The 22,531-nt window shown below is 60.8% G+C and carries 17 protein-coding genes and 2 pseudogenes; 4 read left to right on the forward strand and 15 right to left on the reverse strand.

Annotated elements, in window-relative coordinates:
• Positions 1-52: 52 nt before the first annotated feature.
• The 9 genes from hutH to hutC form a co-directional block, all read right to left on the reverse strand.
• Complete coding sequence (hutH, locus tag ACP7BN_RS03980) at positions 53-1,585, reverse strand: histidine ammonia-lyase (RefSeq protein WP_426201806.1); 1,533 nt, start codon at positions 1,583-1,585, stop codon at positions 53-55.
• A 116-nt stretch (positions 1,586-1,701) separates the two neighbouring features.
• A complete protein-coding gene (locus ACP7BN_RS03985) occupies positions 1,702-3,225 on the reverse strand; it encodes an HAL/PAL/TAL family ammonia-lyase (protein WP_426201808.1) in 1,524 nt (507 codons plus the stop codon).
• A 157-nt stretch (positions 3,226-3,382) separates the two neighbouring features.
• Positions 3,383-4,213, reverse strand: coding sequence for a quaternary amine ABC transporter ATP-binding protein (locus ACP7BN_RS03990; protein WP_426201810.1), 831 nt, complete (start codon positions 4,211-4,213; stop codon positions 3,383-3,385).
• Positions 4,210-5,061, reverse strand: coding sequence for an ABC transporter permease (locus ACP7BN_RS03995; RefSeq protein WP_426201812.1), 852 nt, complete (start codon positions 5,059-5,061; stop codon positions 4,210-4,212). The genes ACP7BN_RS03990 and ACP7BN_RS03995 overlap by 4 nt, the downstream gene beginning before the upstream one ends.
• 84 nt (positions 5,062-5,145) lie before the next feature.
• Entirely contained in the window at positions 5,146-6,114 is a 969-nt protein-coding gene (locus ACP7BN_RS04000) for an ABC transporter substrate-binding protein (RefSeq protein ID WP_426201814.1), read from the reverse strand.
• A gap of 70 nt (positions 6,115-6,184) precedes the next feature.
• On the reverse strand, positions 6,185-7,657 hold the full coding sequence (locus ACP7BN_RS04005) for a purine-cytosine permease family protein (protein ID WP_426201816.1): 1,473 nt from the start codon (positions 7,655-7,657) through the stop codon (positions 6,185-6,187).
• A 45-nt stretch (positions 7,658-7,702) separates the two neighbouring features.
• Positions 7,703-9,400: a urocanate hydratase gene (gene hutU / locus ACP7BN_RS04010; protein WP_426201818.1), complete on the reverse strand. Its 1,698-nt coding sequence runs from the start codon at positions 9,398-9,400 to the stop codon at positions 7,703-7,705.
• A 489-nt stretch (positions 9,401-9,889) separates the two neighbouring features.
• Entirely contained in the window at positions 9,890-10,459 is a 570-nt protein-coding gene (locus ACP7BN_RS04015) for a HutD/Ves family protein (RefSeq protein WP_426201820.1), read from the reverse strand.
• Positions 10,456-11,166 carry a histidine utilization repressor gene (gene hutC / locus ACP7BN_RS04020; protein WP_426202202.1) on the reverse strand — a complete coding sequence of 237 codons (711 nt, stop codon included), beginning with the start codon at positions 11,164-11,166 and terminating at the stop codon, positions 10,456-10,458. Before hutC ends, ACP7BN_RS04015 begins: the two co-directional genes overlap by 4 nt.
• Positions 11,167-11,312: 146 nt before the next feature.
• Between hutC and ACP7BN_RS04025 the strand changes: the two genes are divergently transcribed.
• A complete protein-coding gene (locus tag ACP7BN_RS04025) occupies positions 11,313-12,677 on the forward strand; it encodes a formimidoylglutamate deiminase (RefSeq protein ID WP_426201822.1) in 1,365 nt (454 codons plus the stop codon).
• Between the two features lie 63 nt (positions 12,678-12,740).
• Here ACP7BN_RS04025 and ACP7BN_RS04030 read toward each other — a convergent pair whose 3' ends face one another.
• Entirely contained in the window at positions 12,741-13,310 is a 570-nt protein-coding gene (locus ACP7BN_RS04030) for a lipocalin family protein (RefSeq protein ID WP_426201824.1), read from the reverse strand.
• A 31-nt stretch (positions 13,311-13,341) separates the two neighbouring features.
• On the reverse strand, positions 13,342-13,596 hold the full coding sequence (locus tag ACP7BN_RS04035) for a hypothetical protein (RefSeq protein ID WP_420646855.1): 255 nt from the start codon (positions 13,594-13,596) through the stop codon (positions 13,342-13,344).
• A gap of 291 nt (positions 13,597-13,887) precedes the next feature.
• Here ACP7BN_RS04035 and ACP7BN_RS04040 point away from each other — a divergent pair.
• The 3 genes and pseudogenes from ACP7BN_RS04040 to ACP7BN_RS04050 form a co-directional block, all read left to right on the forward strand.
• Positions 13,888-14,910: pseudogene (locus ACP7BN_RS04040) on the forward strand (HAMP domain-containing protein); the annotation flags it as partial.
• A 93-nt stretch (positions 14,911-15,003) separates the two neighbouring features.
• Positions 15,004-15,768, forward strand: coding sequence for a methyl-accepting chemotaxis protein (locus ACP7BN_RS04045; RefSeq protein ID WP_426202205.1), 765 nt, complete (start codon positions 15,004-15,006; stop codon positions 15,766-15,768).
• Positions 15,769-15,868: 100 nt separating this feature from the next.
• Positions 15,869-16,042, forward strand: coding sequence for a hypothetical protein (locus ACP7BN_RS04050; protein WP_426201826.1), 174 nt, complete (start codon positions 15,869-15,871; stop codon positions 16,040-16,042).
• Positions 16,043-16,117: 75 nt separating this feature from the next.
• Here ACP7BN_RS04050 and ACP7BN_RS04055 read toward each other — a convergent pair.
• The 4 genes and pseudogenes from ACP7BN_RS04055 to ACP7BN_RS04070 all read right to left on the reverse strand — a co-directional run.
• Positions 16,118-16,294 (reverse strand): annotated as a pseudogene (locus ACP7BN_RS04055) (DUF924 family protein); the annotation flags it as partial.
• Positions 16,295-16,297: 3 nt separating this feature from the next.
• Positions 16,298-17,308, reverse strand: coding sequence for a class 1 fructose-bisphosphatase (locus tag ACP7BN_RS04060; protein ID WP_420646852.1), 1,011 nt, complete (start codon positions 17,306-17,308; stop codon positions 16,298-16,300).
• A 195-nt stretch (positions 17,309-17,503) separates the two neighbouring features.
• Positions 17,504-18,868 (reverse strand): DUF3999 domain-containing protein, encoded by a 1,365-nt coding sequence (locus ACP7BN_RS04065; protein WP_426201828.1) that lies wholly within the window; start codon positions 18,866-18,868, stop codon positions 17,504-17,506.
• Entirely contained in the window at positions 18,865-22,455 is a 3,591-nt protein-coding gene (locus ACP7BN_RS04070) for a DUF2339 domain-containing protein (protein WP_426201830.1), read from the reverse strand. Before ACP7BN_RS04070 ends, ACP7BN_RS04065 begins: the two co-directional genes overlap by 4 nt.
• Positions 22,456-22,531 lie beyond the last annotated feature (76 nt).

Genomic DNA, 22,531 nt, shown 5'->3' on the forward strand with positions numbered 1-22,531 from the left:
CCTTCCCCCTCTCCCCCACTGGGGGAGAGGGTTGGGGTGAGGGGGTAGGTTCTTACAGGCTAGGCAATAGCTTCGCCGGAACCAACTCTGTCAAACACCGCGAAGCCAACAACTCGGTCGCCGCATTGATGTCCGGCGCAAAGAACCGGTCTTTCTCGTAAAACGGCACCTCGTTACGCAGAATCGCCCGAGCTTTCTCAAGCTTCACCGAGGTCTTCAGCCCTTCACGCAGATCCAGCCCCTGCGCCGCTGCCAGCCATTCCACCGCGAGAATCCCGCGGGTATTTTCAGCCATTTCCCACAAGCGCTTGCCGGCCGCCGGCGCCATCGAAACATGGTCTTCCTGATTCGCCGATGTCGGCAGGCTGTCGACCGAATGCGGATGCGCCAACGCCTTGTTCTCGCTGGCCAGCGCAGCTGCAGTCACCTGGGCAATCATGAAACCGGAATTGACCCCGCCATTCGCCACCAGGAACGGCGGCAGTTGCGACATGTGCTTGTCCATCATCAGCGAAATGCGGCGCTCGCTCAGCGAGCCGATTTCGGCGATGGCCAGCGCCATGTTGTCAGCGGCCATGGCCACCGGTTCGGCGTGGAAATTACCGCCGGAAATCACATCGCCCTCGGCAGCGAACACCAGCGGGTTATCCGACACCGCGTTGGCTTCAACAGCCAGCACCTCAGCAGCCTGACGCAACTGGGTCAGGCAGGCGCCCATGACTTGTGGCTGGCAGCGCAGCGAGTATGGGTCCTGCACCTTGTCGCAGTTCTGGTGCGAGTCGGAGACTTCACTGCGCTCACCGAGCAAATCGCGATAAGCCGCCGCTGCGTCGATCTGGCCTTTCTGGCCACGAGCCGCGTGGATGCGCGCGTCGAACGGCGAGCGCGAACCGAGCACCGCTTCGACCGTCAGACCACCCAGTGCGATGGCGCCTGCGAACAGGTCTTCACCTTCAAACAGACCACGCAGCGCATAAGCAGTGGAAACCTGCGTGCCGTTGAGCAGCGCCAGACCTTCTTTCGCGGCCAGGGTCAGCGGGGTCAGACCGGCAACTTTCAGCGCTTCAGTCGCTTCCAGCCACTCGCCCTTGTAACGCGCTTTGCCTTCACCCAGCAGCACCAGCGACATGTGCGCCAATGGCGCCAGGTCGCCAGACGCACCCACCGAACCTTTCAACGGAATGTGCGGATAAACCTCGGCGTTGATCAGCGCAATCAACGCGTCGATCACCACGCGGCGGATGCCGGAGAAACCACGGCTGAGGCTGTTGACCTTGAGCACCATCACCAGGCGCACCAGCTCATCGCTGATCGGCTGGCCGACGCCGGCCGCGTGCGACAGCACCAGCGAGCGCTGCAGGTTTTCCAGGTCTTGGCTGGCAATGCGCGTCGAGGCCAGCAGACCGAAACCGGTGTTGATGCCGTACGCGGTGCGATTCTCGGCGAGGATCTGCTCGACACAGGCGACGCTGGCTTCGATCTGCGCCGAGGCGCTGTTGTCGAGGGTCAGCTTGACCGGGTGGTGATAGATCTCACGCAGTTGGGCCAGGCTCAGTTGGCCGGGGATCAGGTTCAGCGCAGTCATTTTGTGCTCCTTTTGAGAGTTTATTGTTAACTCGCCAGACGCTCCGGAGTTGTCCGTTGTCCGTCGCGTCTGCCCTTTTGGGGAGTCGCGCCTTGGCACGCTGGCGTAGATAGTTTTCAGTGCAAATTCGGTAACGCGTGATGCAACAGATTCGGATCTTTCAAAAGGCTTGCGGCGGCGGCGATATCCGGTGCCAGCCAACGATCCTGATCGTAAGCCGGGACCTTCTCGCGCAGCAGTCGCCACGCGATATCGGTGCCTGCGCCGAAGCGCTGTTCTTTCAAAAATTCAAACGCCTGCGCCGCCAGCAAATACTCGATCGCAAGGATCTGCGTGCAGTTCTCAAGCGCACGGTGCAGCTTCAGCGCGGCGTTGGTGCCCATGCTCAGATGGTCTTCCTGCAAGCCCGAGGTGACGTAGTTGTCGAGCACCGCCGGTTGCGCCAACTGGCGGTTTTCCGCGCACAGCGATGCGGCGACGTATTGCACGATCATCATCCCCGAATTGACTCCCGGATTGGCCACCAGAAACGCCGGCAGACCGCTGACGTGCGGGTTGATCAGGCGATCCAGACGACGCTCGGCAATCGAGCCGATTTCAGCCATGGAAATCGCCAGTAGATCCGCCGCCAGCGCCACTGACTGACCGTGCGGATTGGCTTGGGACATAACTCGGAAATCTTCTGGCGTACCCAGCAGTAACGGGTTGTCGGTGCAGCCGTTAAGTTCGGTTTCAACTTGCTTGATCGCGTGTTCGAGTTGATCGCGTGCAGCACCGTGCACTTGTGGAATCGAACGAATGCTCAGTGCATCCTGAGTACGAATGCCTTTGCTCGATTCAATCACTTCACTGCGATCAAGCAATGCGCGCAAATTGATGCCGACCTGCTGCATGCCCGGATGCGGTTTGAGCGCGATGATCTCGGCATCGAACGCGGCAATCTGTCCGCGTTGCGCTTCGAAACTCATGGCGCCGATCACGTCGGCCCATTGCAGCAGGCGCGTGGCGTCGGCAATCGCCAGACAGCTGAGGCCGGACATGCACGGCGTGCCGTTGACCAGACACAAGCCGTCCTTCGCGCCGAGCAGCACCGGTTGCAGACCTTCTTCGGCCAGCGCTTGCTGCGCGGAAACGATTTGCCCGCGATAGCTGACATTACCCACGCCCAACAGCGCGATACCGATGTGCGCCATGTGCGTCAGGTAACCGACTGAACCTTGCGCCGGGACTTGCGGGGTGATGCTGCGATTGAGCAGCGCCAGCAGCGCTTCGACCACTTGCCGATGGATGCCGGATTTGCCGTGGCTGTAATTGCGGATCGCGGCGCAGATGATCGCGCGGGTCTGCTCATCGGGCAGCACCGGGCCGACGCCGCAGGCGTGGCTGAGTAGCGTATTGCGTGAGAGCTGGCTGAGTTGTTCATCTTTCAGCGACACGTTGCACAACGCACCGAGACCGGTGTTGACGCCGTAAGCGCGTTCGCCGCTGGTGACGATGCGCTGGACGATGGCCTGCGCGTTATCGATACGCGCCCAGGTCTGCGCCGACAGCTCGAGTGGCGCGCCGTGGCGGGCGACGGCGACCACGCCCTGCCAATGCAAATGGTCGCCAGTGATCACGATTTTTTCAGCCTGGGACATCTTCAACCTCACACCAATTCTGTTGATGCATGCTTTTTGTGGCGAGGGAGCTTGCTCCCGCTCGAGCGCGCAGCGGTCGCAGATTTTTTGGGGCCGCTTCGCAGCCCAGCGGGAGCAAGCTCCCTCGCCACAAAAGCAGTCTCACCACAAACTTCTCTCAAACCACTGCCGCACGTCGCTGCACGAACCGGTCGACATACTCATCTGCCGGCGAATGCAGGATCTCTTTCGGTGTGCCGACCTGAATCAACCTTCCATCCTTGAGAATCGCAATCCGGTTGCCAATGCGCACCGCCTCATCAAGGTCGTGGGTAATGAACACGATGGTCTTGTGCAGGGTCTTTTGCAGCTCAAGCAGTTGGTCCTGCATCTCGGCGCGGATCAGCGGATCGAGGGCGCTGAAGGCTTCGTCCATCAGAATGATGTCGGTGTCCGCCGCCAATGCCCGCGCCAGACCGACACGCTGACGCATGCCGCCAGAGAGTTGATGCGGGTATTTGTTTTCGTAGCCCTTGAGGCCGACGGTATTGATCCAGTGCAGCGCACGTTCGGCCCACAGTTGCTTGCTCTCGCCGCGCACTTTCAGGCCGTAGGCGACGTTGTCCAGCACGCTCTTGTGCGGCAGCAGGCCGAAGCTCTGGAACACCATGCTGATCTTGTGCCGGCGAAATTCGCGCAGGGCTTCCATGTCGTATTGCAGGATGTCCACGCCGTCCACCAGGATCGCGCCGCTGGTCGGGTCGATCAGGCGATTGAAGTGCCTGACCAGCGTCGATTTGCCCGAGCCGGACAGACCCATGATCACGAAAATCTCGCCAGTGCCGATGCTCAGCGACAGGTCATTCACGCCGACCACGCAACCGGTTTCGCTCAGCACCTGATCCTTGGTCTTGCCCTGGCCAATCATGCCCAGCGCTTCCTTGGAACGATTGCCGAAAATCTTGAAGACGTTTTTGACTTCGATCTTGCTCACGGTTGCATTGTTCATTTGCTCACCTCGTGCCGTGGCCGACCGTACGCCTGAGTAATGCGGTCGATGACCACTGCGAGAATCACGATCGCCAGACCGGCCTCGAGCCCGCGTCCAACGTTGAGGGTCTGAATCCCCACCAGCACATCTTCACCCAGGCCACGGGCGCCGATCATCGAGGCGATTACCACCATCGACAGGGCCATCATGGTGGTCTGGTTGATCCCGGCCATGATGCTCGGCAGAGCCAGCGGCAGTTGCACGCCGAACAGCTGCTGCCAGCGATTGGCGCCGAACGCGTTGATCGCTTCCATGACTTCACCGTCGACCTGGCGGATGCCCAGATCGGTCAGGCGAATCAGCGGCGGCGCGGCGTAGATCACCGTGGCGAAAATCGCCGGGACTTTGCCCAGACCAAACAGCATCAGCACCGGAATCAGGTACACGAAACTCGGCATGGTCTGCATGATGTCGAGCAGCGGCATCAGCACCGAACGCAGGCGATTGCTGCGCGCCGAGAGGATCCCCAGCGGGATGCCGATCAGCACCGAAATGACAGTCGCGACCATCATCAGCGCCAGCGTTTGCATCAGCTTGTCCCACAGGCCGACCGCGCCAACCAGGAACAACAGACCGACGATCACCGCCGTGGTCACGACCTTGCGCGTGGCGTGCCAGGCAACGCCGCCAACAATCGCGAGCATCAACCACCAAGGGGCGGCGCGCAGCAGGCCTTCAAGATTGACGATGGCCCACAGCAGCGTGTCGGAGATCTGCCGGAACACGTCGCCGTAGTTGGTGACCAGCGCATCGACCCAACCGTTGACCCAGTCGGCAATGGAAAAGGTAAAGCTCTCGGGAAACATAAGCGGCTCTCAATCAGGAAACTCAATCAAGCGATTGCGGCGAACACCCCGGCCCGCCTCTCGGTTGGCCGGGAGGAATTCGACCTACAGCGCCGCGTCGATTTTCTTGGCAGCGTCTTCGCTGACCCACGCATGCCAGACTTCAGGATGTTCCTTGAGGAAGATTTTCGCCAGTTTCGGCGACTCGATGCGTTCCTTGGCCATGCGCCCCAGATTCTGGTTCAGCAGATCGATTGGCAGGTTGACCTTTTCCAGCACCGCCACCAGTTCCGGGGCTTGCTCGTGGAAGGTCTTGGACAGGCCGACCTTGATCGTCACGCGCTTGTCGACGCCGGGTTTTTCTTCGAGTTTGACCGCGTCGATCTGGCCCATCAGCGGGGTCGGCGTCCAGTAGTAGAACAGGATCGGTTCGCCACGCTTGTAGCTCGACAGCACCGCCGCATCCAGCGCCGGACCGGTGCCGGGACGGAAGTTGGTGTAGCTGTTTTCCAGACCGTAGCTTTTCAACATTTCGCTGTTGTCGAGTTCGCAGGTCCAGCCGGCCGGGCAGTTGTAGAAGCGGCCCTTGGCCGGTTCTTCGGCGTCTTTGAACACGGCGGAATACTTGGCCAGGTCAGCAATATTTTTCAGGTCTGGCGCCTTGGCTTCGAGCTTGCGCTTGGCGTCGCCTTCGATCACGTAGCGCGGCACGTACCAGCCCTCGACTGCGCCCACCACCGGAGCGCCGACACCAATGACTTTGCCGGCCTTCTCGGCCTTGTTCCAGACCTCGCTGCGGCCGACCCACTCTTCGGCGAAGATCTGAATGTCGTTGCTGCTCAGGGCGTTCTCCATGGTGATGGAATTGCCCGGCAGGCTGTCGGTCTTGCAGCCGTAGCCTTTCTCCAGCACCACTTGCAGAACGTCGGTCAGCAGCATGCCGCTTTCCCAGTTCAGGCCAGCGAATTTCACCGGTTTGCCGGACTCGCACCAGCCGGCAGCCTGAGTGGCGCCGGTGCTGGCCAGCAGGCCCATGGACAGCAATGTGGTCAGCAGGGTCTTGTTCGATTTCATTGTCGTGACGCTCCTAATCATGAATTGGCTTACGGCAGTCAAGAGGCATCCAGCCCTGTCCACGTCCAGATCAGGCCTGCGCCGCAGCGCGAGTGGCCCCATTTGTTGTTGGTTGTGCAACGCTGTTCTGCTCGACCGGCAGAATCAGTTGATCGGGTACAGAGCCGTGCCATTTTTTCGCACACACGTAATACAGCGCGGCGGGCACCACCAGACCGATGATCCACGAGATGTCCACATCACCCAGCGCCGCCACCAGCGGGCCGGTGTAGAACTTGCTGGAGATGAACGGCAACTGCACCAGCACGCCGAACACATAGATGCTGATACCCAGCAGGTTCCAACGGCCGTAGCGACCATTCGGATCGGCCAGCGCCGGCACGTCATAGCGCTCGCGGGTGATGCAGTAGTAATCGACCAGATTGATCGCGCTCCACGGCGTGAAGAACGCCAGCAGGAACAGGATGAAGGACTTGAACGCGCCGAGGAACGAGTGCTGACCGAGCAGCGCCATCAGGGTCGCCGCACCGACGATCACCAGCACGAACACCAGACGCTGCATGCGCGTGACTTTCAGCTCACCGCGAAAACCACTGATGATGGTCGCAATGCACATGAAGCTGCCGTACGAGTTCAACGTCGAGATGGTGACCTTGCCGAATGCGATGCTGAAATACAGCAGCGCAGCGGTAGCACCGGTGCCGCCCAGACCAACGATGTAGGCGACTTCATGCCCGGCAAATTGGCCGTTGGCCGAGGCCGCCGCGAACACACCGAGGATCATCGCCACTTGCGCGCCAATCACCGAACCGGCGCCAGCGGCAAAGAAGGTTTTCACCGAGGAAGTCTTGCTCGGCAGGTAACGCGAATAGTCAGCCACGTAAGGGCCGAAAGCGATCTGCCACGAGGCCGCAAGCGACACCGCCAGCAGGAAACTGCTCCAGCTGAAGTGGCGGATTTGCAGGAGTGCACCAACGTCGGTCTGGCTCATCAGACGGTAGAACAGATAAACAAAGGCGATCACACCCACGACACTGGCAACCCGGCCAATCCAGTGGATCACCCGATAACCGAGCACCGTGACCAGCACGATAACGCTGGCGAAAATCAGAATGCCGACGCTGTCGCTCACACCAAACAACTGGCCCAGCGCCTGCCCGGAAAGCACCGTACCGGTGGCAGTGAAGCCGAGGTACATCAGGCACACCAGCACGATCGGGATCGCCGCGCCGTACACACCAAATTGCACGCGGCTGGAAATCATCTGCGGCAAACCGAGCTTCGGCCCTTGCGCCGCGTGCAACGCCATCACCCCACCGCCGAGCACTTGACCGATCAACAGACCGATCAACGACCAGAACACATCACCGCCCAGCACCACGGCCAAGGCCCCGGTGACAATCGCGGTGATTTGCAGGTTGGCACCCATCCACAGGGTGAACTGGCTGAACAGACGACCGTGTCTTTCCGCTTCCGGGATGTAGTCGATCGAACGCCTTTCGATCAACGGTTTGTTGCTTGCACGATCGTTGCTGACAGCCATGATTCAACCTCTGTGGATTGTTATTGGAAGGGTTGGCTCGGGTGTTTATTTGCCGGTGATCATCGGCAGGTTCAGGCCTTGTTCCTTGGCGCAGTCGATGGCGATCTGGTAACCCGCATCGGCGTGACGCATGACACCGGTGGCCGGGTCGTTGTGCAGCACGCGTGCAATACGCTCGGCCGCTTCGTCAGTACCGTCGCAGACAATCACCATGCCCGAGTGCTGGGAGAAGCCCATGCCGACGCCGCCGCCGTGGTGCAGGGAAACCCAGGTCGCGCCGCTCGCGGTGTTCAGTAGAGCGTTGAGCAATGGCCAGTCGGACACGGCGTCGGAGCCGTCCTGCATCGATTCGGTTTCGCGGTTCGGACTGGCCACGGAACCGGAGTCCAGGTGGTCGCGACCGATGACGATTGGCGCGGACAATTCACCGCTACGCACCATTTCGTTGAATGCCAGACCGAGCTTGGCGCGCAGGCCCAGACCGACCCAGCAGATACGTGCCGGCAGACCCTGGAAGCTGATGCGCTCGCGGGCCATGTCCAGCCAGTTGTGCAGATGGGCGTCGTCCGGAATCAGCTCTTTGACCTTGGCGTCGGTTTTGTAGATGTCTTGTGGATCGCCCGAGAGCGCAGCCCAACGGAACGGACCGATGCCGCGGCAGAACAGCGGACGGATATAAGCCGGTACGAAACCCGGGAAGTCGAATGCATTCTCGACGCCCTCTTCCTGGGCCATCTGACGGATGTTGTTGCCGTAGTCGAAAGTCGGAATGCCCATTTTCTGGAATTCCAGCATTGCTTTGACGTGTACGGCCATCGATTGCTTGGCGGCTTTGACTACGGCGGCAGGCTCGGTCTTGGCGCGAGCGCGATACTCTTCCCAAGTCCAACCGGCTGGCAGGTAACCGTTGAGTGGATCGTGGGCACTGGTCTGGTCGGTGACCATGTCCGGGCGCACGCCGCGCTTGACCAGTTCCGGCAGAATTTCCGCCGCGTTACCCAGCAGCGCGATGGAGATCGCCTTGCCTTCTTTGGTGTATTTGGCGATGCGCGCCAGTGCGTCGTCGAGGTCGGTGGCTTGCTCGTCGACGTAACGGCTATTGAGGCGGAAGTCGATGCTGACTTGCTGGCATTCGATGTTCAGCGAGCAAGCGCCGGCCAGGGTTGCGGCGAGAGGCTGTGCGCCGCCCATGCCACCGAGGCCTGCGGTCAGTACCCAGCGACCCTTGAGGTCATCGTTGTAGTGCTGGCGACCAGCTTCAACGAAGGTTTCGTAGGTGCCTTGAACGATGCCCTGGCTGCCGATGTAGATCCAGCTGCCGGCGGTCATCTGGCCGTACATGGCCAGGCCCTTGGCGTCTAGTTCGTTGAAGTGCTCCCAGCTCGCCCAGTGCGGCACCAGGTTGGAGTTGGCGATCAGTACGCGCGGCGCATTACTGTGGGTCTTGAACACGCCGACCGGCTTGCCGGATTGCACCAGCAAGGTCTCGTCGTCATTCAGGTTGGTCAGGCTTTCGACGATCTTGTCGTAGCACTCCCAGTTGCGCGCAGCGCGGCCGATGCCACCGTAAACCACCAGTTCTTTCGGGTTCTCGGCGACTTCCGGGTCGAGGTTGTTCATCAACATGCGCAGCGGCGCTTCGGTCAGCCAGCTCTTGGCGGTCAGCTTGTTACCGCGTGCGGCACGGATTTCGACGTCACGTCTCTTTGTATAAACGGCAGTTGTAGGCTTATTGTCAGTCACGAAAAAGACTCCTCAGCGATCAATTCAAACCAACCCTGGCAGTGGGCAAGCAGCTGTGCGCCTCAATGCGCGACCAGCGAATCAGTGGACGCTGCGGAGAGTCTCGATCGACTCATACGCATACGTCTTTACTTGTACATACAAGCATATGCAATCGAGCGGCCAACTTGTCGGTCGGGGAATCGAGAACGATTGGGCGCAGAGCTGGAGAGCTCATGAATCAAGGGTTTGGGCTTGGATGAAATTTTTTTCGGGAATTTTTTCGAGGGTGTACGAGCCGTTACATAAGCGTGGCTTTGCGCCACGCTGGGGCGTTCGGTAACAAATTGGTGCGTGAGTTGGGAACAAGTTGTGGAAGCAAATGTGGCGAGGGAGCTTGCTCCCGCTGGAGGCCGAAGGACTCCCAATTCGGTGTACACCGAATTGGGGCCGCTTCGCAGCCCAGCGGGAGCAAGCTCCCTCGCCACAAGGTATTCGTTGAATCGGGAACTAGCGTGCAGTCAGTTCGATTACGCAGCAACCCGCATCAACGGCAATTTCGACCAACCCGCTGTTACCGTCCAGTTGCAGACAATCATGCCGGCCCAGTTGCGCTGCGCTGGCACCGACCACCACTTCCAGCAGCTCACTGACACTGAACACCAACACCGTCCCCGCCGAGCTGAAAAACCGTTGCTCGCCAACCAGCCATTGCAGCCGTGCGCTGTAACGTTGCGGCGCATAGATCAGGTTGAAGTCGCGAATCGCGCCGCCGAGCAACGTGCAGGAAACCTGACTTTCACCGCTGAAGGCAAACGGGTCGAGGGGTAACAATGGTCGGGTATCGTCGCCGTCAACGCACAATGTCATGCCGTCGCCTTGCAACACCGTGATCACTCGTTGGTAACCGGCGAAGGTCGAGAAGCCGCCAGATTCAGCGATGTCGGCAATCGACAGACGCCAGCCGAAACCATCGAGGCCGGCGCCCGCGTCACGGGTGATTTCTTCAGTGCTGCCGCCGCCGTTTTTCCACGGCATGCGCGGGTAACCTTCTGCGCGTAAAACCTTGACTTGTTTCATTTATGAAACCGCCCTTCCAGACGATGACGAGAACCGGGATGAATGAGGCGCGCCGCCGTGACCGGCTGACGACCCGACCAGGTGCGGCGGCGGATCAGCAGGCATGGCTCGCCTTGTTCGATCTGCAGCAATTTGCATTCGGACGCTTCAGCGAGGATCGCTTCGACCACGTGCTCGCCCTCAGTCAGTGGCGCAACCTGGTTCAAGTAGGCGTAAGGCGTTTGCAGGGTGAAGTCCTGCTTGAGGTATTCCGGGGCGACCAGCGCATTGACGAAACGGTCTTCGATTTGTACCGGAATGTCGTTTTCGAAATGCACGATCAGCGAGTGGAAGACCTTCTGCCCTTCGCGCATATCGAGGGCCAGCGCGCGCTCGGAACCGGCGGCCTCCTCTTCCAGGGTGATCACCTGACAAGTGTGACGGTGACCGCGCGAGGCGATCTCGTCGGCAATGTTGTGCACTTCGAACAGCGCGGACTGGCTCTTCGGCTCGGCAACGAAAGTACCGACGCCTTGCATGCGCACCAACAGGCCATCGGCAGTCATTTCGCGCAGCGCGCGGTTGATGGTCATACGGCTGAAGCCCAACTGGCTGACCAATTCGCTTTCCGACGGCACGCGGTAATGCGGAGGCCAGTTACCGCTGTCGATCTGCTGGGTGATCATCTGTTTGACGCGGGCGTACAAAGGCGCCGGACTGTCGCCCATGTTCGCGGCCAACGGAGAAACTGGAGGCGGAGTCGGCACGGTTGATCCCTGTTCATTGGATGAAGGTCGCTAGCTTGCCGGAGTTTACCGGGCAGGCAAACGTCTGTATATGTATATACAAATAACACACGATGGGGTGCTGAACCATGTCCGCCTTCTTTGCCGAACGCGCGCTGCTGCCTGACGGATGGGCCAATAATGTACGTCTTGAGGTCAGCGCCGACGGCGTTCTGACCCGAATCCAGGCCGATTCCACAGCAGATGGCGCCGAACGGCTGAGCGGTCCGCTGCTGCCGGGCATGCCCAACTTGCACTCCCACGCGTTCCAGCGCGCCATGGCCGGACTGGCCGAAGTCGCCGGCAATCCGAACGACAGTTTCTGGACCTGGCGCGATCTGATGTATCGCCTCGTCGGAAAAATCAGCCCGGATCAGCTCGGCGTGATCGCCCGTCAGCTGTACATCGAAATGCTCAAGGCCGGTTACACCTCGGTCGCTGAATTCCACTATGTGCACCACGACGTCAACGGCCAGCCGTACGCAGATCCGGCTGAACTGGCGCTGCAAATCAGCCAGGCTGCGAGCACCGCCGGGATCGGTCTGACCCTGCTGCCGGTGCTCTACAGCCACAGCGGTTTCGGTGGCCAGACGCCGAACGATGGCCAGCGCCGCTTCATCAACAGCACCGAAAACTACCTGAATCTGCAAGCGCGCCTGCAACCCTTGCTGGCGCAGCAAAAGGCGCAGTCCTTGGGATTGTGTTTCCACTCGTTGCGCGCGGTCACGCCGCAGCAAATCAGCGACGTGCTGGCTGCGAGCGACAAGCAGTGCCCGATCCACATTCACATCGCCGAGCAGCAGAAGGAAGTCGACGACTGTCTGAGCTGGAGCGGCCGCCGCCCGCTGCAATGGCTGTACGAAAACACCGAAGTCGATCAGCGCTGGTGCCTGGTGCATGCGACTCACGCCAACCCGGAAGAAGTCACGCTGATGGCCAAGAGTCGCGCCATTGCCGGGCTGTGCCTGACCACTGAAGCCAACTTGGGCGACGGGATTTTTCCGGCGGTGGATTTTCTCGCGCAGGGTGGACGCATGGGCATCGGTTCCGACAGCCATGTGTCGTTGAGCGTGGTGGAAGAATTGCGCTGGCTGGAATACGGCCAGCGGCTGCGTGATCAGCGGCGTAATCGTTTGTATGGCGCGGAGCAGCCGATGGTCGGGCGCACGCTGTATGACGCGGCGCTGGACGGGGGTGCTCAAGCGTTGGGCCAGCCGATTGGGGTGCTGGAAGTTGGCAAGCGTGCGGACTGGATAGTGCTCGACGGCAATGACCCGTATCTGGCGACAGCCAAGGGTGACGGGATTTTGAATCGCTGGTTGTTTGCTGGCGGCGATCGTCAGGTGCGTGACGTCTTGGTCAACGGCCAATGGGTGGTGCGCGATGGGCGGCATGCCGCTGAGGAAGACAGCAATCGCGCGTTCACCCAAGTGCTGCGCGAGCTTCTGAGCTGACACATAACCAACTGTGGGAGCTATCGCTAGCAGGCTAGCTCCCACAATGGTTTGCGGCGTTTGTTAATGCGAGGTCTTGGCCATCTGCCGATCCGACGCCCGCCAGATCAGGCGCGTAGTGTCGTAACCCTGCTGACGCGCCTTGCTCAGCAATTCTTCACGCACCACCCCGTTGACGGTCGGTGTACGCGACAGCAGCCACAGGTACTTGCGACTCGGGTCGCCGACGATGGCGGTCTTGTAGTCGTCGCTGACGTACAACACCCAATATTGCCCCTTCGCCACACCCGGAATCAGACGTGAAAACCAGGTATCGAACTCGACCCACAATTTGTCGGTCTTGCCCGGCACCTGTGGATAAGCCGTGCCTTTGGCCTCTTCCCACTGCCAGTCCGCCGTCAGGCAGCGGTTGAACACGCCGACATTGCCATCCGGCTTGAGGGTGTAACGGGCTTCGGATTGCGCGCAGTTGCGCTGGAAGTACATCGGCAACCGGGCCAGCTCGTACCAGGTGCCCTGATAACGCTTGAGATTGACACTGTCGACCGTTTTCGGCGCCAACGGATCTTCACCGCTGGTGGCGCAGCCGGCCAATACCAGGCCGGCAAAAAGAACAAGCAATAACCGCTTCATTGTTTTTCTCCCGTGGGCGTGTAGCCCCGGTTTACTTCAGGCCTTGGCCGGAAAACATCAGCACTTTGTCACCGGCGTACTGCACGCTGATAAAGCTGTTCTTGTCGCCCCAGGTGCAACTGGACATACCAAGCGCGCCCGAGCAATCGGTGGGTTTGCCGAGCAAGGTCTCGACTTCGGCTTTCGGCATGCCGGCCGACAGCTTCGAATAGTTTTCCTGATTGATTTTGCCGCACGCGGCCAACAACACGCAGAACGACAGCAAGGCGATAGATCGCAGCGACATGGTGTAACTCCTGAAACGAGGGGGGATGGCATGGTGCCAACCAGAAGCTTAGAAGAGAAAAGCCCTATCTGGTTCCCTGTACTGAAGGCTATTTATCAGGTCATTCGTCTGGCTTTTACCCATAAATCAAACACTTTTTGGGGCTATTGAGCATTTCGTCGCAATTCACGGACGGCGCCTAATCTTTGGCGTGAACCGGTCGACACAAGAGCAGCGCAATGCCTTCTGATGTGGCAAATTGCCGCCCTTTCTCGATTTGACCCTCGCGGTAGCTTTCTTATGACCAGAAACATGAAGTTCAGCCACAAGATCTTGCTGGCAGCCGCGCTCGTGGTGGCTGTTGCGTTCGCCTGTTTCATCCTGTTCAACGACTATCGCCAGCGCGAGGCCCTGCAAACCAGCACCGAAGCATCGATGCAGGAACTGGGCAGTCTGACCACCAGCAACATTCAGACCTGGCTCGAGAGCCGCATTCAGCTGCTGCAATCGATGTCGCAGCAAGTGGTCGCCGATGGCAATGCTCCGGCGAGCCTGAAACGCATCATCGACCTGCCCGCCTACACCGGCAATTTCCAACTGAGCTACTTCGGTGGTGCGGACGGCGTGATGTTCTCGGTGCCGGCCGGTAACCGTGCGCCGGATTACGACCCGCGCGCCCGTGGCTGGTACAAGGCTGCCAACGCCGCACAGCAGACCATCGTCACTGAACCGTACATCGCGGCTTCATCAGGAAAACTGGTGATCACCGTCGCCACTCCGGTACAGCGTCAGGGCCAGATGATCGGTGTGGCCGGTGCGGACATCGACCTGACCAGCGTCAGCGCGATCATCAACTTGCTGAACTTCGGCGGCCACGGTCATGCGTTCATCGTCAGCGCCGACGGCAAGATACTGATCCACCCGGACAGCAAACTGGTGCTGAAAACCCTGGCCGAGGCCTACCCGAACGGTGCACCAAAAGTCAGTCCGGGGCTGAAAGAAGTCGAGTTCGACGGCAAGCCCCAGTTGATCTCCTTCACCCGCGTAAACGGCGTGCCGTCGGCTGACTGGTACGTAGCGCTGGTGCTGGACAAGGACACCGCGTTCGCGATGCTCAGCGAATTCCGCACCTCGGCGCTGATCGCCATGGTCATCGCCGTGCTGATCATCATCGGCCTGCTCGGCATGCTGATCCGCGTGTTGATGCAGCCGCTGCTGACCATGGGCCGCGCCATGCACGACATCGCCGAAGGAGAAGGCGACCTGACCAAGCGTCTGACTATTTACGGCAATGATGAATTCGGCGCACTGGGCACCTCGTTCAACCGTTTCGTCGAGCGCATTCACACCTCGATCCGCGAAGTGTCCTCGGCCACTGGCCAAGTCAACGAAGTCGCGCTGCGCGTAGTCGCCGCGTCGAACTCGTCGATGTACAACTCCGACCAGCAGGCCACCCGCACCAACAGCGTGGCCGCTGCGATCAACCAGTTGGGCGCCGCCGCCCAGGAAATCGCGCAGAACGCCGCCCTCGCTTCGCAGCATTCCAGCGACGCGCGCAGCCTGGCCGAAGACGGTCAGCAAGTGGTGGATAAAACCATCGCCGCGATGCAACAGCTGTCGGCGAAGATCAGCGATTCGTGCGGCAACATCGAAACCCTCAACAGCAACACCGTGAACATCGGGCAGATTCTGGAAGTGATCACCAGCATCTCGCAGCAGACCAATCTGCTGGCACTCAACGCCGCGATCGAAGCCGCCCGCGCCGGTGAAGCCGGGCGTGGTTTCGCCGTGGTTGCCGATGAAGTGCGCAACCTCGCGCACCGCACTCAGGATTCGGCGCAGCAAGTGCAGAAGATGATCGAAGAACTGCAAGTCGGCGCACGTCAGGCCGTGAGCATCATGACCGACAGCCAGCGCCAGAGCGAAAGCAGCGTCGGCATTGCCAATCAGGCCGGTGAGCGACTGGGCAGCGTGACTCAGCGTATCGGCGAGATCGACGGCATGAACCAGTCGGTGGCGACCGCGACTGAAGAGCAGACGGCGGTGGTCGAGTCGATCAACGTGGATATCAACGAGATCAACACGCTGAACCAGGAAGGCGTGGAGAACTTGCAGGCGACATTGCGTGCTTGTTCGGATCTGGAGCAGCAGGCTGCGCGGTTGAAGCAGTTGGTGGGTAGTTTCCGGATTTAATACGCGGCCACTAACTTCTTCGCGAGCCTGCTCGCGAAGGCGGGTTAACTGACGCAGAATGCCTCCAGCCTGATCCGCAACTCACTAAGAGGTTTGACTGATGAACAAGAAACAGGATTGCGCTCATCCAGACCAAAGGACTTTCTTGGCCATCCTTGCATTGAGTGCCAAGGAAATTGAACAAGGAAAATACAAAGATGCTGAAACCTTGTTTTTTGAATTAGATGAAATGGACACAGTTCAACAAAATAGCTCAGGCGAGCTAAAAGCTTGAACCAGGCTGACCGAGAAACATTAACTCCTCCGCACTAGACTCCCGCTCCAAAACCGCATTGCGATGCGCAAACAACTCGATCAATTCACCGGCCAGAGCCTGAACGACAAAGACCCCGAAACGCTCTCGCGCTTCGAGGTCTTGACTGTCGCGTTTACCGAACCACAACTTGCCCTGTTGCGCCGCCACTTGGTTCGGCGATTCGGCATCACCGAACCACCAATCGAGCAACGGCTGCCAGGGCGCGTTCATGGTTTATTCCTTGTGGTAAGCCGTAACGCGGGCAACTTCTTCTTTCGAGCCGAGGTACACCGCTACGCGCTGGTGCAGGCCTTCAGGCTGGATGTCGAGGATGCGCTGGTGACCGTCGGTGGACGCGCCGCCTGCTTGTTCAACAAGGAACGACATCGGGTTGGCTTCGTACATCAGACGCAGCTTGCCCGGCTTGGACGGCTCACGGCTGTCGCGTGGGTACATGAACAGACCACCACGGGTCAGGATGCGGTGTACGTCGGCAACCATCGCGGCCACCCAACGCATGTTGTAGTTCTTCTTCAGCGGGCCTTCTTCGCCAGCCAGCAACTCGCCAACGTAGCGCTGTACCGGAGCTTCCCAGTGACGCTGGTTGGACATGTTGATCGCGAATTCCTGGGTGGTTTCAGGAATGGTGATGTCTTCGTGGGTCAGGACGAAGCTGCCCATTTCACGGTCCAGGGTGAAGCCTTTGACGCCGTCGCCGAGGGTCAGGATCAGCATGGTCTGCGGGCCGTAGATCGCGTAACCGGCAGCGACCTGCTGGGTGCCTGGCTGCAAGAAAGCCTTCTCGTTCAGCGGCTCGTTCTGGGTCAGGTATTCGTTCGGGCAACGCAGTACCGAGAAGATCGTGCCGACTGGCGCGTTGATGTCGATGTTCGACGAACCGTCCAGTGGGTCGAATACCAGCAGGTACGCGCCCTTCGGGTATTTGCCCGGGATCTGGTAGGCATTGTCCATTTCTTCGGACGCCATGCCGGCCAGGTGACCACCCCATTCGTTGGCTTCGAGCAGGATCTCGTTGGAGATCACGTCGAGTTTCTTCTGCACTTCGCCTTGCACGTTTTCCGTGCCCATGCTGCCCAGAACACCGCCCAGGGCGCCTTTGGAGACGGCGTGGTTGATTTCTTTACAGGCGCGCGCCACCACTTCGATCAGAAAACGCAGATCGGCAGGTGTGTTGTTGCTACGGGTCTGCTCGATCAGATAGCGACTCAGGGTAACGCGGGACATGGACGGCTCCGGTGGAATGGGGGGCTAAAAACCCGCGCAGTTTACAGGGAGTCTGAAAACGTAGCGAGCAATGACGCCGGGTAACGTGCGTCGGATGCAATTCCTGCTATCAGACGTGATCGACAGCACAAGGTTCATGTATCGCTTTCAGCGTAGATGGAAACCCGACGGGCGCGAGCGGCGCACCCGCGATCTTCAGGACTTCGCCGGCGGCTTGCGCAACAGACTGAAAGCCATTGCGCCGAGGAACACCACGCTCAGCAGCAACACTGCCCACAGGCCGAATTTCTTCCAGTTGGTTTGCTCGGCCACTGTAGCGGTGGCGGGCGCAGTCGGGGTCGCGACCGCTGCGCCTTGTACCGTGGCCTTGCCCAGTGCGGCGAGTTTGGCCGGGGTGAAGTCGGGAATCAGCGTCGACAGCGGCAGGTTTGCGGTTTTCGCGGTCGGATTGCCCAGCGCGAGACTGAACGGGCCTTCGCCGCGAGCCAGAAAGATTACTTGAGTGGCGCGCACCGCGTACTTCACGCTCGGCGCCTGCTCCCCTAGACCGCCTCCGCGCTCATCAACTGTCAGCTTGAGCTGCTGCACCGGCTGCCCGTAGAGCTGCAATTCGTTCTGCACCACATCCTGACCGTTCTGCGTCAGGCGATAGAGCAAACCGCTGCTCAACGTCTGCCATGGCAGGCTGCTTTCGCGACGACCCGCCAAGGTCACCGGCGCCAGGCTGTTCGGCTGCTTCAGTTCGACCTGCACCCGCTCGACATTCAGCCCCATCGGCAACTGCCAGGTGTATTCGCCGGCCTTGGTAGTGCTGCCGGCCAACGCTTGCGACCAGACCAATGGCAGCGGCAGATTACGTGGGTCGCTGCTTTTCAGTTGCGCGGAGGTGAGGATTGGTGCGAAGGATGAAGAATCCCATAGCAGCCTCAGGTAACGTGCCGATCGCCCCGGCAGTGCCACTTCGTGCTGCTCGATCCTCTCGTCGGAAAACGTCAGGCGCGCAACCTGGCCCTCGCCCCAGGCCTGCCAGTGTTGCAAGTCGTCGCTGGCTTCGATGCTGAAACGCTGGAAGCCGTCGCGCTCGCTGGTCCAGTCGAGGATCAACTGCTGCAACGGCGCCTTGATCGCGCTGGCGTCGAGCAGCCAGCCGCGCAGCACTTCTTCGCCTGCTTCCAGTTGGCTGGACGGCTGCACTTCGACCAGCGTGCCGTTGGCGCTGGATTGCACACGCACACTCGGCGCGCGTTCGGTGGCATCGGCCGAGTTGTACAGCGGGAACCATTTCACATCATTGAGCCTGCCGTCATCGCGGGTCTGCGCCGATTCGCGGGCCAGCGCATAGGCTTGGGGTTCGCCGGCAGCGTTGAACACGCGCAAGTCGCTGAGATCGGTCTGACGCGCCTGTAATTGCACGTTCAGCGGCAGTTCGAGGCGATACCACGGCCCGCTGCCACTCACCGCCAACGGCACCTGGGCGGCGAAGTCCGCCGGTTTTTCCTGCGCGCCCACACTCATCGCCATGCCCAGCAGCAGCCAGACCGGATTCAGCTTTTGACTCAAGACGAAACTCCTTCGGTTTCCGGCGCGGGCTTGTCCGCCACCGGTGCAGCGTCGACGCGTTTTGGCGGCAGCGGCGCGAAGTAGCCCACCACCAGCAGCAACACGCCAACGCCGATAAACGAGACGATCCGCGCCAGCCCGCCACGGTTGCTCAATTCGACAAAAATCAGTTTGGTCACCACCAGCGCAATCAGCGCCGCGCCGATCAGCCACACCTCGCGACGATGACGCAAATGCCCGCCGATCATCAGCCCCAACGCCATCAGCGTCCAGACGATGGACAAGCCGGCCTGCACCAGCATCGAACCGAGCAGTTGATCCAGCTCGAACGGCACGCCAGCCCAATGGTGCGCGGCACGCATGACCAACACGGTGCAGAAGGCGAACAGCGAAACACCGGCAATCAATTGCGTGGCGTGGTCGGCGTAGTCTTTACGGATCGACAGTTGCGTTACGGCGCTACGCGACCAGACGTAAACGCCGAACAGTGCGAACAACAGGCCCAACTCCAATGGGTTGATCAGCGGCACGTATGGCAACGGTTCGGCGTTGCCGTCGCTGACGGCGTTGGCCAGCCAGAACCAGCCGAGCATCAATACCGCCAACGGCGCTGCCGCGTACAAGCGGTATTCGCGCGGGAACGCCGCCACCGGCCACGGCCAGTTGCGCGGCGCCGCCATCAGCAACAGATACACACTTGGCAGAATCGCCCAACCCAGCCAACGCCAGGCGTTGTATTGCTCGGACAACAACAGCAAGCCGTAGCGCAATTCCAGCGCCAGCACGCCGATCAGTAGCCAGCAGCCGAGCACGTGCGCCGCACTCAGCGCGCGCGCCGGCAGCATCGGCGCCAGTCGCCGCAGGCTGAAGAAATGCACGGCGAACACCGCTGCCCACGCCAGCCAGCCGAAATCCGCTGCTGGGTGATAACGCGAGTGCCACGCCGTCAACAACACCAACGCAGCGGCCGGAATCAGCAAAGTGCAGAGCAGGCCCAGCGCTGGCCATTTCAGACGCAATGACAACAGCGTCCACAGCGCAACACTCAGCGCCGCGACCAGCAGCAACAAACTCGCTTGCAAGTTCAACGGCGTAAAACGCAGCACGTCGCTGACCCACGCCAGCGCCCACCAACCGGCGCCCCAGATCAACAGCACCTCAGACAGCCGCTGCAAGCTCAGCACATCGAACGCCGAAGCGTGATTGCCCTGCTGCAAGCGCCAGGCGCCGATCATCGCTGCCAGCCCCAGCACCAGCGGCGTCCAGAATCCGCCATGCGCCAGCGGCGTCAAACCTTCGCTCGACAGCGGTCCGAGCAATTGCGGCCCGGCCAGCAAAAACGCCGCACCGCCGATCAACTGCAACAGCAGACCAAAGACAAAACTCACACGCTGCTTGAGATACAGACTGAGCCAGATGATCAACAATCCGCTGGCCGCCCACACCGCGCTCGCGGTCTGCCATGGCAGCACGAACAGCACCGCCAGATTGATCAGCACCAAGCCCGCCAGCAGCACCACCGACAAGCCGCGCAGCAGCCGCACATCGCTGCGCACCATCTCGTCGCGCGCTGCCAGCAACATGCCGGCAATCAGCGCCAGACCGATCAGCGAAGCGCTGAGCAGGCCGCTCCAACCGGCGTTGAACACTGCCGCCGAATCCTCTCCCGCGCCTTGCAGACGCAACAGGAACAACGCGCCGCCAAGCAGTTGCACGGCAAACGCGGTGAACAGGAAGGTGCGCGATTGCAGGCGCAGCCCGACAAACAAAGTCACGAGTCCCGCGAGCGCCCAACTGATCGCCGTGCCGTGGGTGAAGAGGAACAGCGGCGCCAGCAGATAGAGGAACGTCAGGCCCAGAGCTGCCAGCACCGGCAAGCCTTGGCGCTCGCGATCAGAAGCCTGCTCCGGCGACGCCTTGCGCAGTTGATAGAAGCTGAACAGCAACGCCGCGCCGAGCATCAATGCGCCCAGCGGCGAACCGTCGAGCAGGCTGCTTTCGCCAATGCGCAACTGGCTGAGAAAGGCCAGCGCCGAGCCCAGTTGCAGCAACAACGCGAACGCTCGGGCAAACGGTCGGTGCTGACGCAGACCAAGCCAGAAAATCCCCGCGCCCTCCACTGCCCACGCCGCCGACGTCCAACGCGCATCGAGGCCCAGCGGAATCGCCAGACTGGCGAAAATCACCCCCAGCGCCAGACAGGTTTCCGCCAGCAAGAGTGCGCGGCCGCCCATCAACACCTTGGCGAGAACCATGTAGATCGCGCCCAGCGCCAGCGCGCTGAATGCGGCGGCAAACTCCAGATGCTGCACCAGCGCAAACTGCAAGCCGAAGCCCACTAGCGGCGGGCCGAACAGCATCGTCCCGTCGACGTAGTCACCCTTGCGCGCTGACCAGTGCAGCAGCGCTTCACGGTCGCCATCGGCCGGCGCATCCGGCATGTCGAGCAACTTGCGCCGGGCGAACAGCAGGCCGATGGCGAGGTACATCAGGAAGAATAGAATCAGGAACGGCTCGGTGCTCCACAGCAGCTCCGGCGTATACGAACGCAAGCCCCAGGCGAAACCGATGCCGAAGGTGCCGACAAACCCGATCAGGTTGAGCAGACGCCAGGCCTTGAACCAGGCGATGGCGAGAATGCCGGCGTTGAGCAGCGCGAAATAGCTGAACAGTGCGACATGGTTGCCGGCACCGGTCGAGGTCAGGATCGGCGCGGCAAATCCGCCGAGCGCGGCGGCGCAAGCCAGCGCGAGGGAATCTTGAGTGATCGCTAGAATCGCCGAGAACACCGTGACTGCCACCAGCAATCCCAGCGCTGCCGTCGGATCGAGCAATGGATGCAAGCGCATCGCCGCAAACACCGTGAGGTACAACACCGCAATCCCGGTGCCTTGCAGCATCAACGCGTAATTAGTGTTGCGATGCCGCAGCCACCAGCCAAGCGCCAGCAGACCCAGCGCCGCTGCCGCGACCCCGGCGTAACGCAATTCGATTGGCACCACCATGCCTTCAGTGGCGTAGCGCAGCAGGAATGCCAGGCCGAAGAACAGCAGCACCACGCCGACCCGCAACACGGTGTTGCCGCCGAACAGCCAGTTGCGCGCGGCACCGATGGCGCGGTCGAACAGGTTCGGGCCACGCGGTTCGGCCGGGGCTGGCGCTTCGCGGGGGATCGGCTCCGCACGCCAGACATCGGCCGGCAACGGCTGGCTTGATTCGACGCTGGCGGCGGATAGCGGTTCGAGTTCTGGCGGCAGCTCCCAGATCAATTCAGGAGCTGCGGCGGAGGCTTGTTCAGGTACCGGAGCAGACTCAACGATGATTTCGCTGACTGGGGCAACAACGGGCGGTGGCGCAGGCTGAACGCGCGCACCTTCAAGCAGAAACAAGCGTTGCTCGACATCCTGCAACGCGACTTTTGCCTGCTCAAGTTGAAGCTGCTGCTGCGCCGCTTGCGCGCCGAGACGGGCGATGCGCAGCGTCTGACCGATGGCCAGCCCGAGCAATGCACCGAGCAGCGCGCCCTCGACCGACTCGTCGAGCAGTCCGCCGAGCAGCAGCCCGATCAACATGAACATCCATTGCATGGTCGATATCCCTGAGCGCGAAGGCTAATCCGGGAAGATTAGCGCAGCCTGTGCGAAAAAGATCGCAGCCTGCGGC

This window comes from Pseudomonas sp. TWP3-1 (assembly GCF_049896625.1).
GTDB lineage: Bacteria > Pseudomonadota > Gammaproteobacteria > Pseudomonadales > Pseudomonadaceae > Aquipseudomonas.

Coding starts and splice junctions, on each gene's coding strand:
- ACP7BN_RS04015 (WP_426201820.1), bottom strand. CDS start 10,459: ATGAAACAAGTCAAGGTTTTACGCGCAGAAGGTTACCCGCGCATGCCG.
- ACP7BN_RS04035 (WP_420646855.1), bottom strand. CDS start 13,596: ATGTCGCTGCGATCTATCGCCTTGCTGTCGTTCTGCGTGTTGTTGGCC.
- ACP7BN_RS04045 (WP_426202205.1), top strand. CDS start 15,004: ATGTACAACTCCGACCAGCAGGCCACCCGCACCAACAGCGTGGCCGCT.
- ACP7BN_RS04060 (WP_420646852.1), bottom strand. CDS start 17,308: ATGTCCCGCGTTACCCTGAGTCGCTATCTGATCGAGCAGACCCGTAGC.
- hutC (WP_426202202.1), bottom strand. CDS start 11,166: ATGGGCGACAGTCCGGCGCCTTTGTACGCCCGCGTCAAACAGATGATC.
- ACP7BN_RS03990 (WP_426201810.1), bottom strand. CDS start 4,213: ATGAACAATGCAACCGTGAGCAAGATCGAAGTCAAAAACGTCTTCAAG.
- ACP7BN_RS03995 (WP_426201812.1), bottom strand. CDS start 5,061: ATGTTTCCCGAGAGCTTTACCTTTTCCATTGCCGACTGGGTCAACGGT.
- ACP7BN_RS04030 (WP_426201824.1), bottom strand. CDS start 13,310: ATGAAGCGGTTATTGCTTGTTCTTTTTGCCGGCCTGGTATTGGCCGGC.
- ACP7BN_RS04070 (WP_426201830.1), bottom strand. CDS start 22,455: ATGCAATGGATGTTCATGTTGATCGGGCTGCTGCTCGGCGGACTGCTC.
- ACP7BN_RS03985 (WP_426201808.1), bottom strand. CDS start 3,225: ATGTCCCAGGCTGAAAAAATCGTGATCACTGGCGACCATTTGCATTGG.
- ACP7BN_RS04050 (WP_426201826.1), top strand. CDS start 15,869: ATGAACAAGAAACAGGATTGCGCTCATCCAGACCAAAGGACTTTCTTG.
- ACP7BN_RS04000 (WP_426201814.1), bottom strand. CDS start 6,114: ATGAAATCGAACAAGACCCTGCTGACCACATTGCTGTCCATGGGCCTG.
- hutH (WP_426201806.1), bottom strand. CDS start 1,585: ATGACTGCGCTGAACCTGATCCCCGGCCAACTGAGCCTGGCCCAACTG.
- ACP7BN_RS04025 (WP_426201822.1), top strand. CDS start 11,313: ATGTCCGCCTTCTTTGCCGAACGCGCGCTGCTGCCTGACGGATGGGCC.
- ACP7BN_RS04005 (WP_426201816.1), bottom strand. CDS start 7,657: ATGGCTGTCAGCAACGATCGTGCAAGCAACAAACCGTTGATCGAAAGG.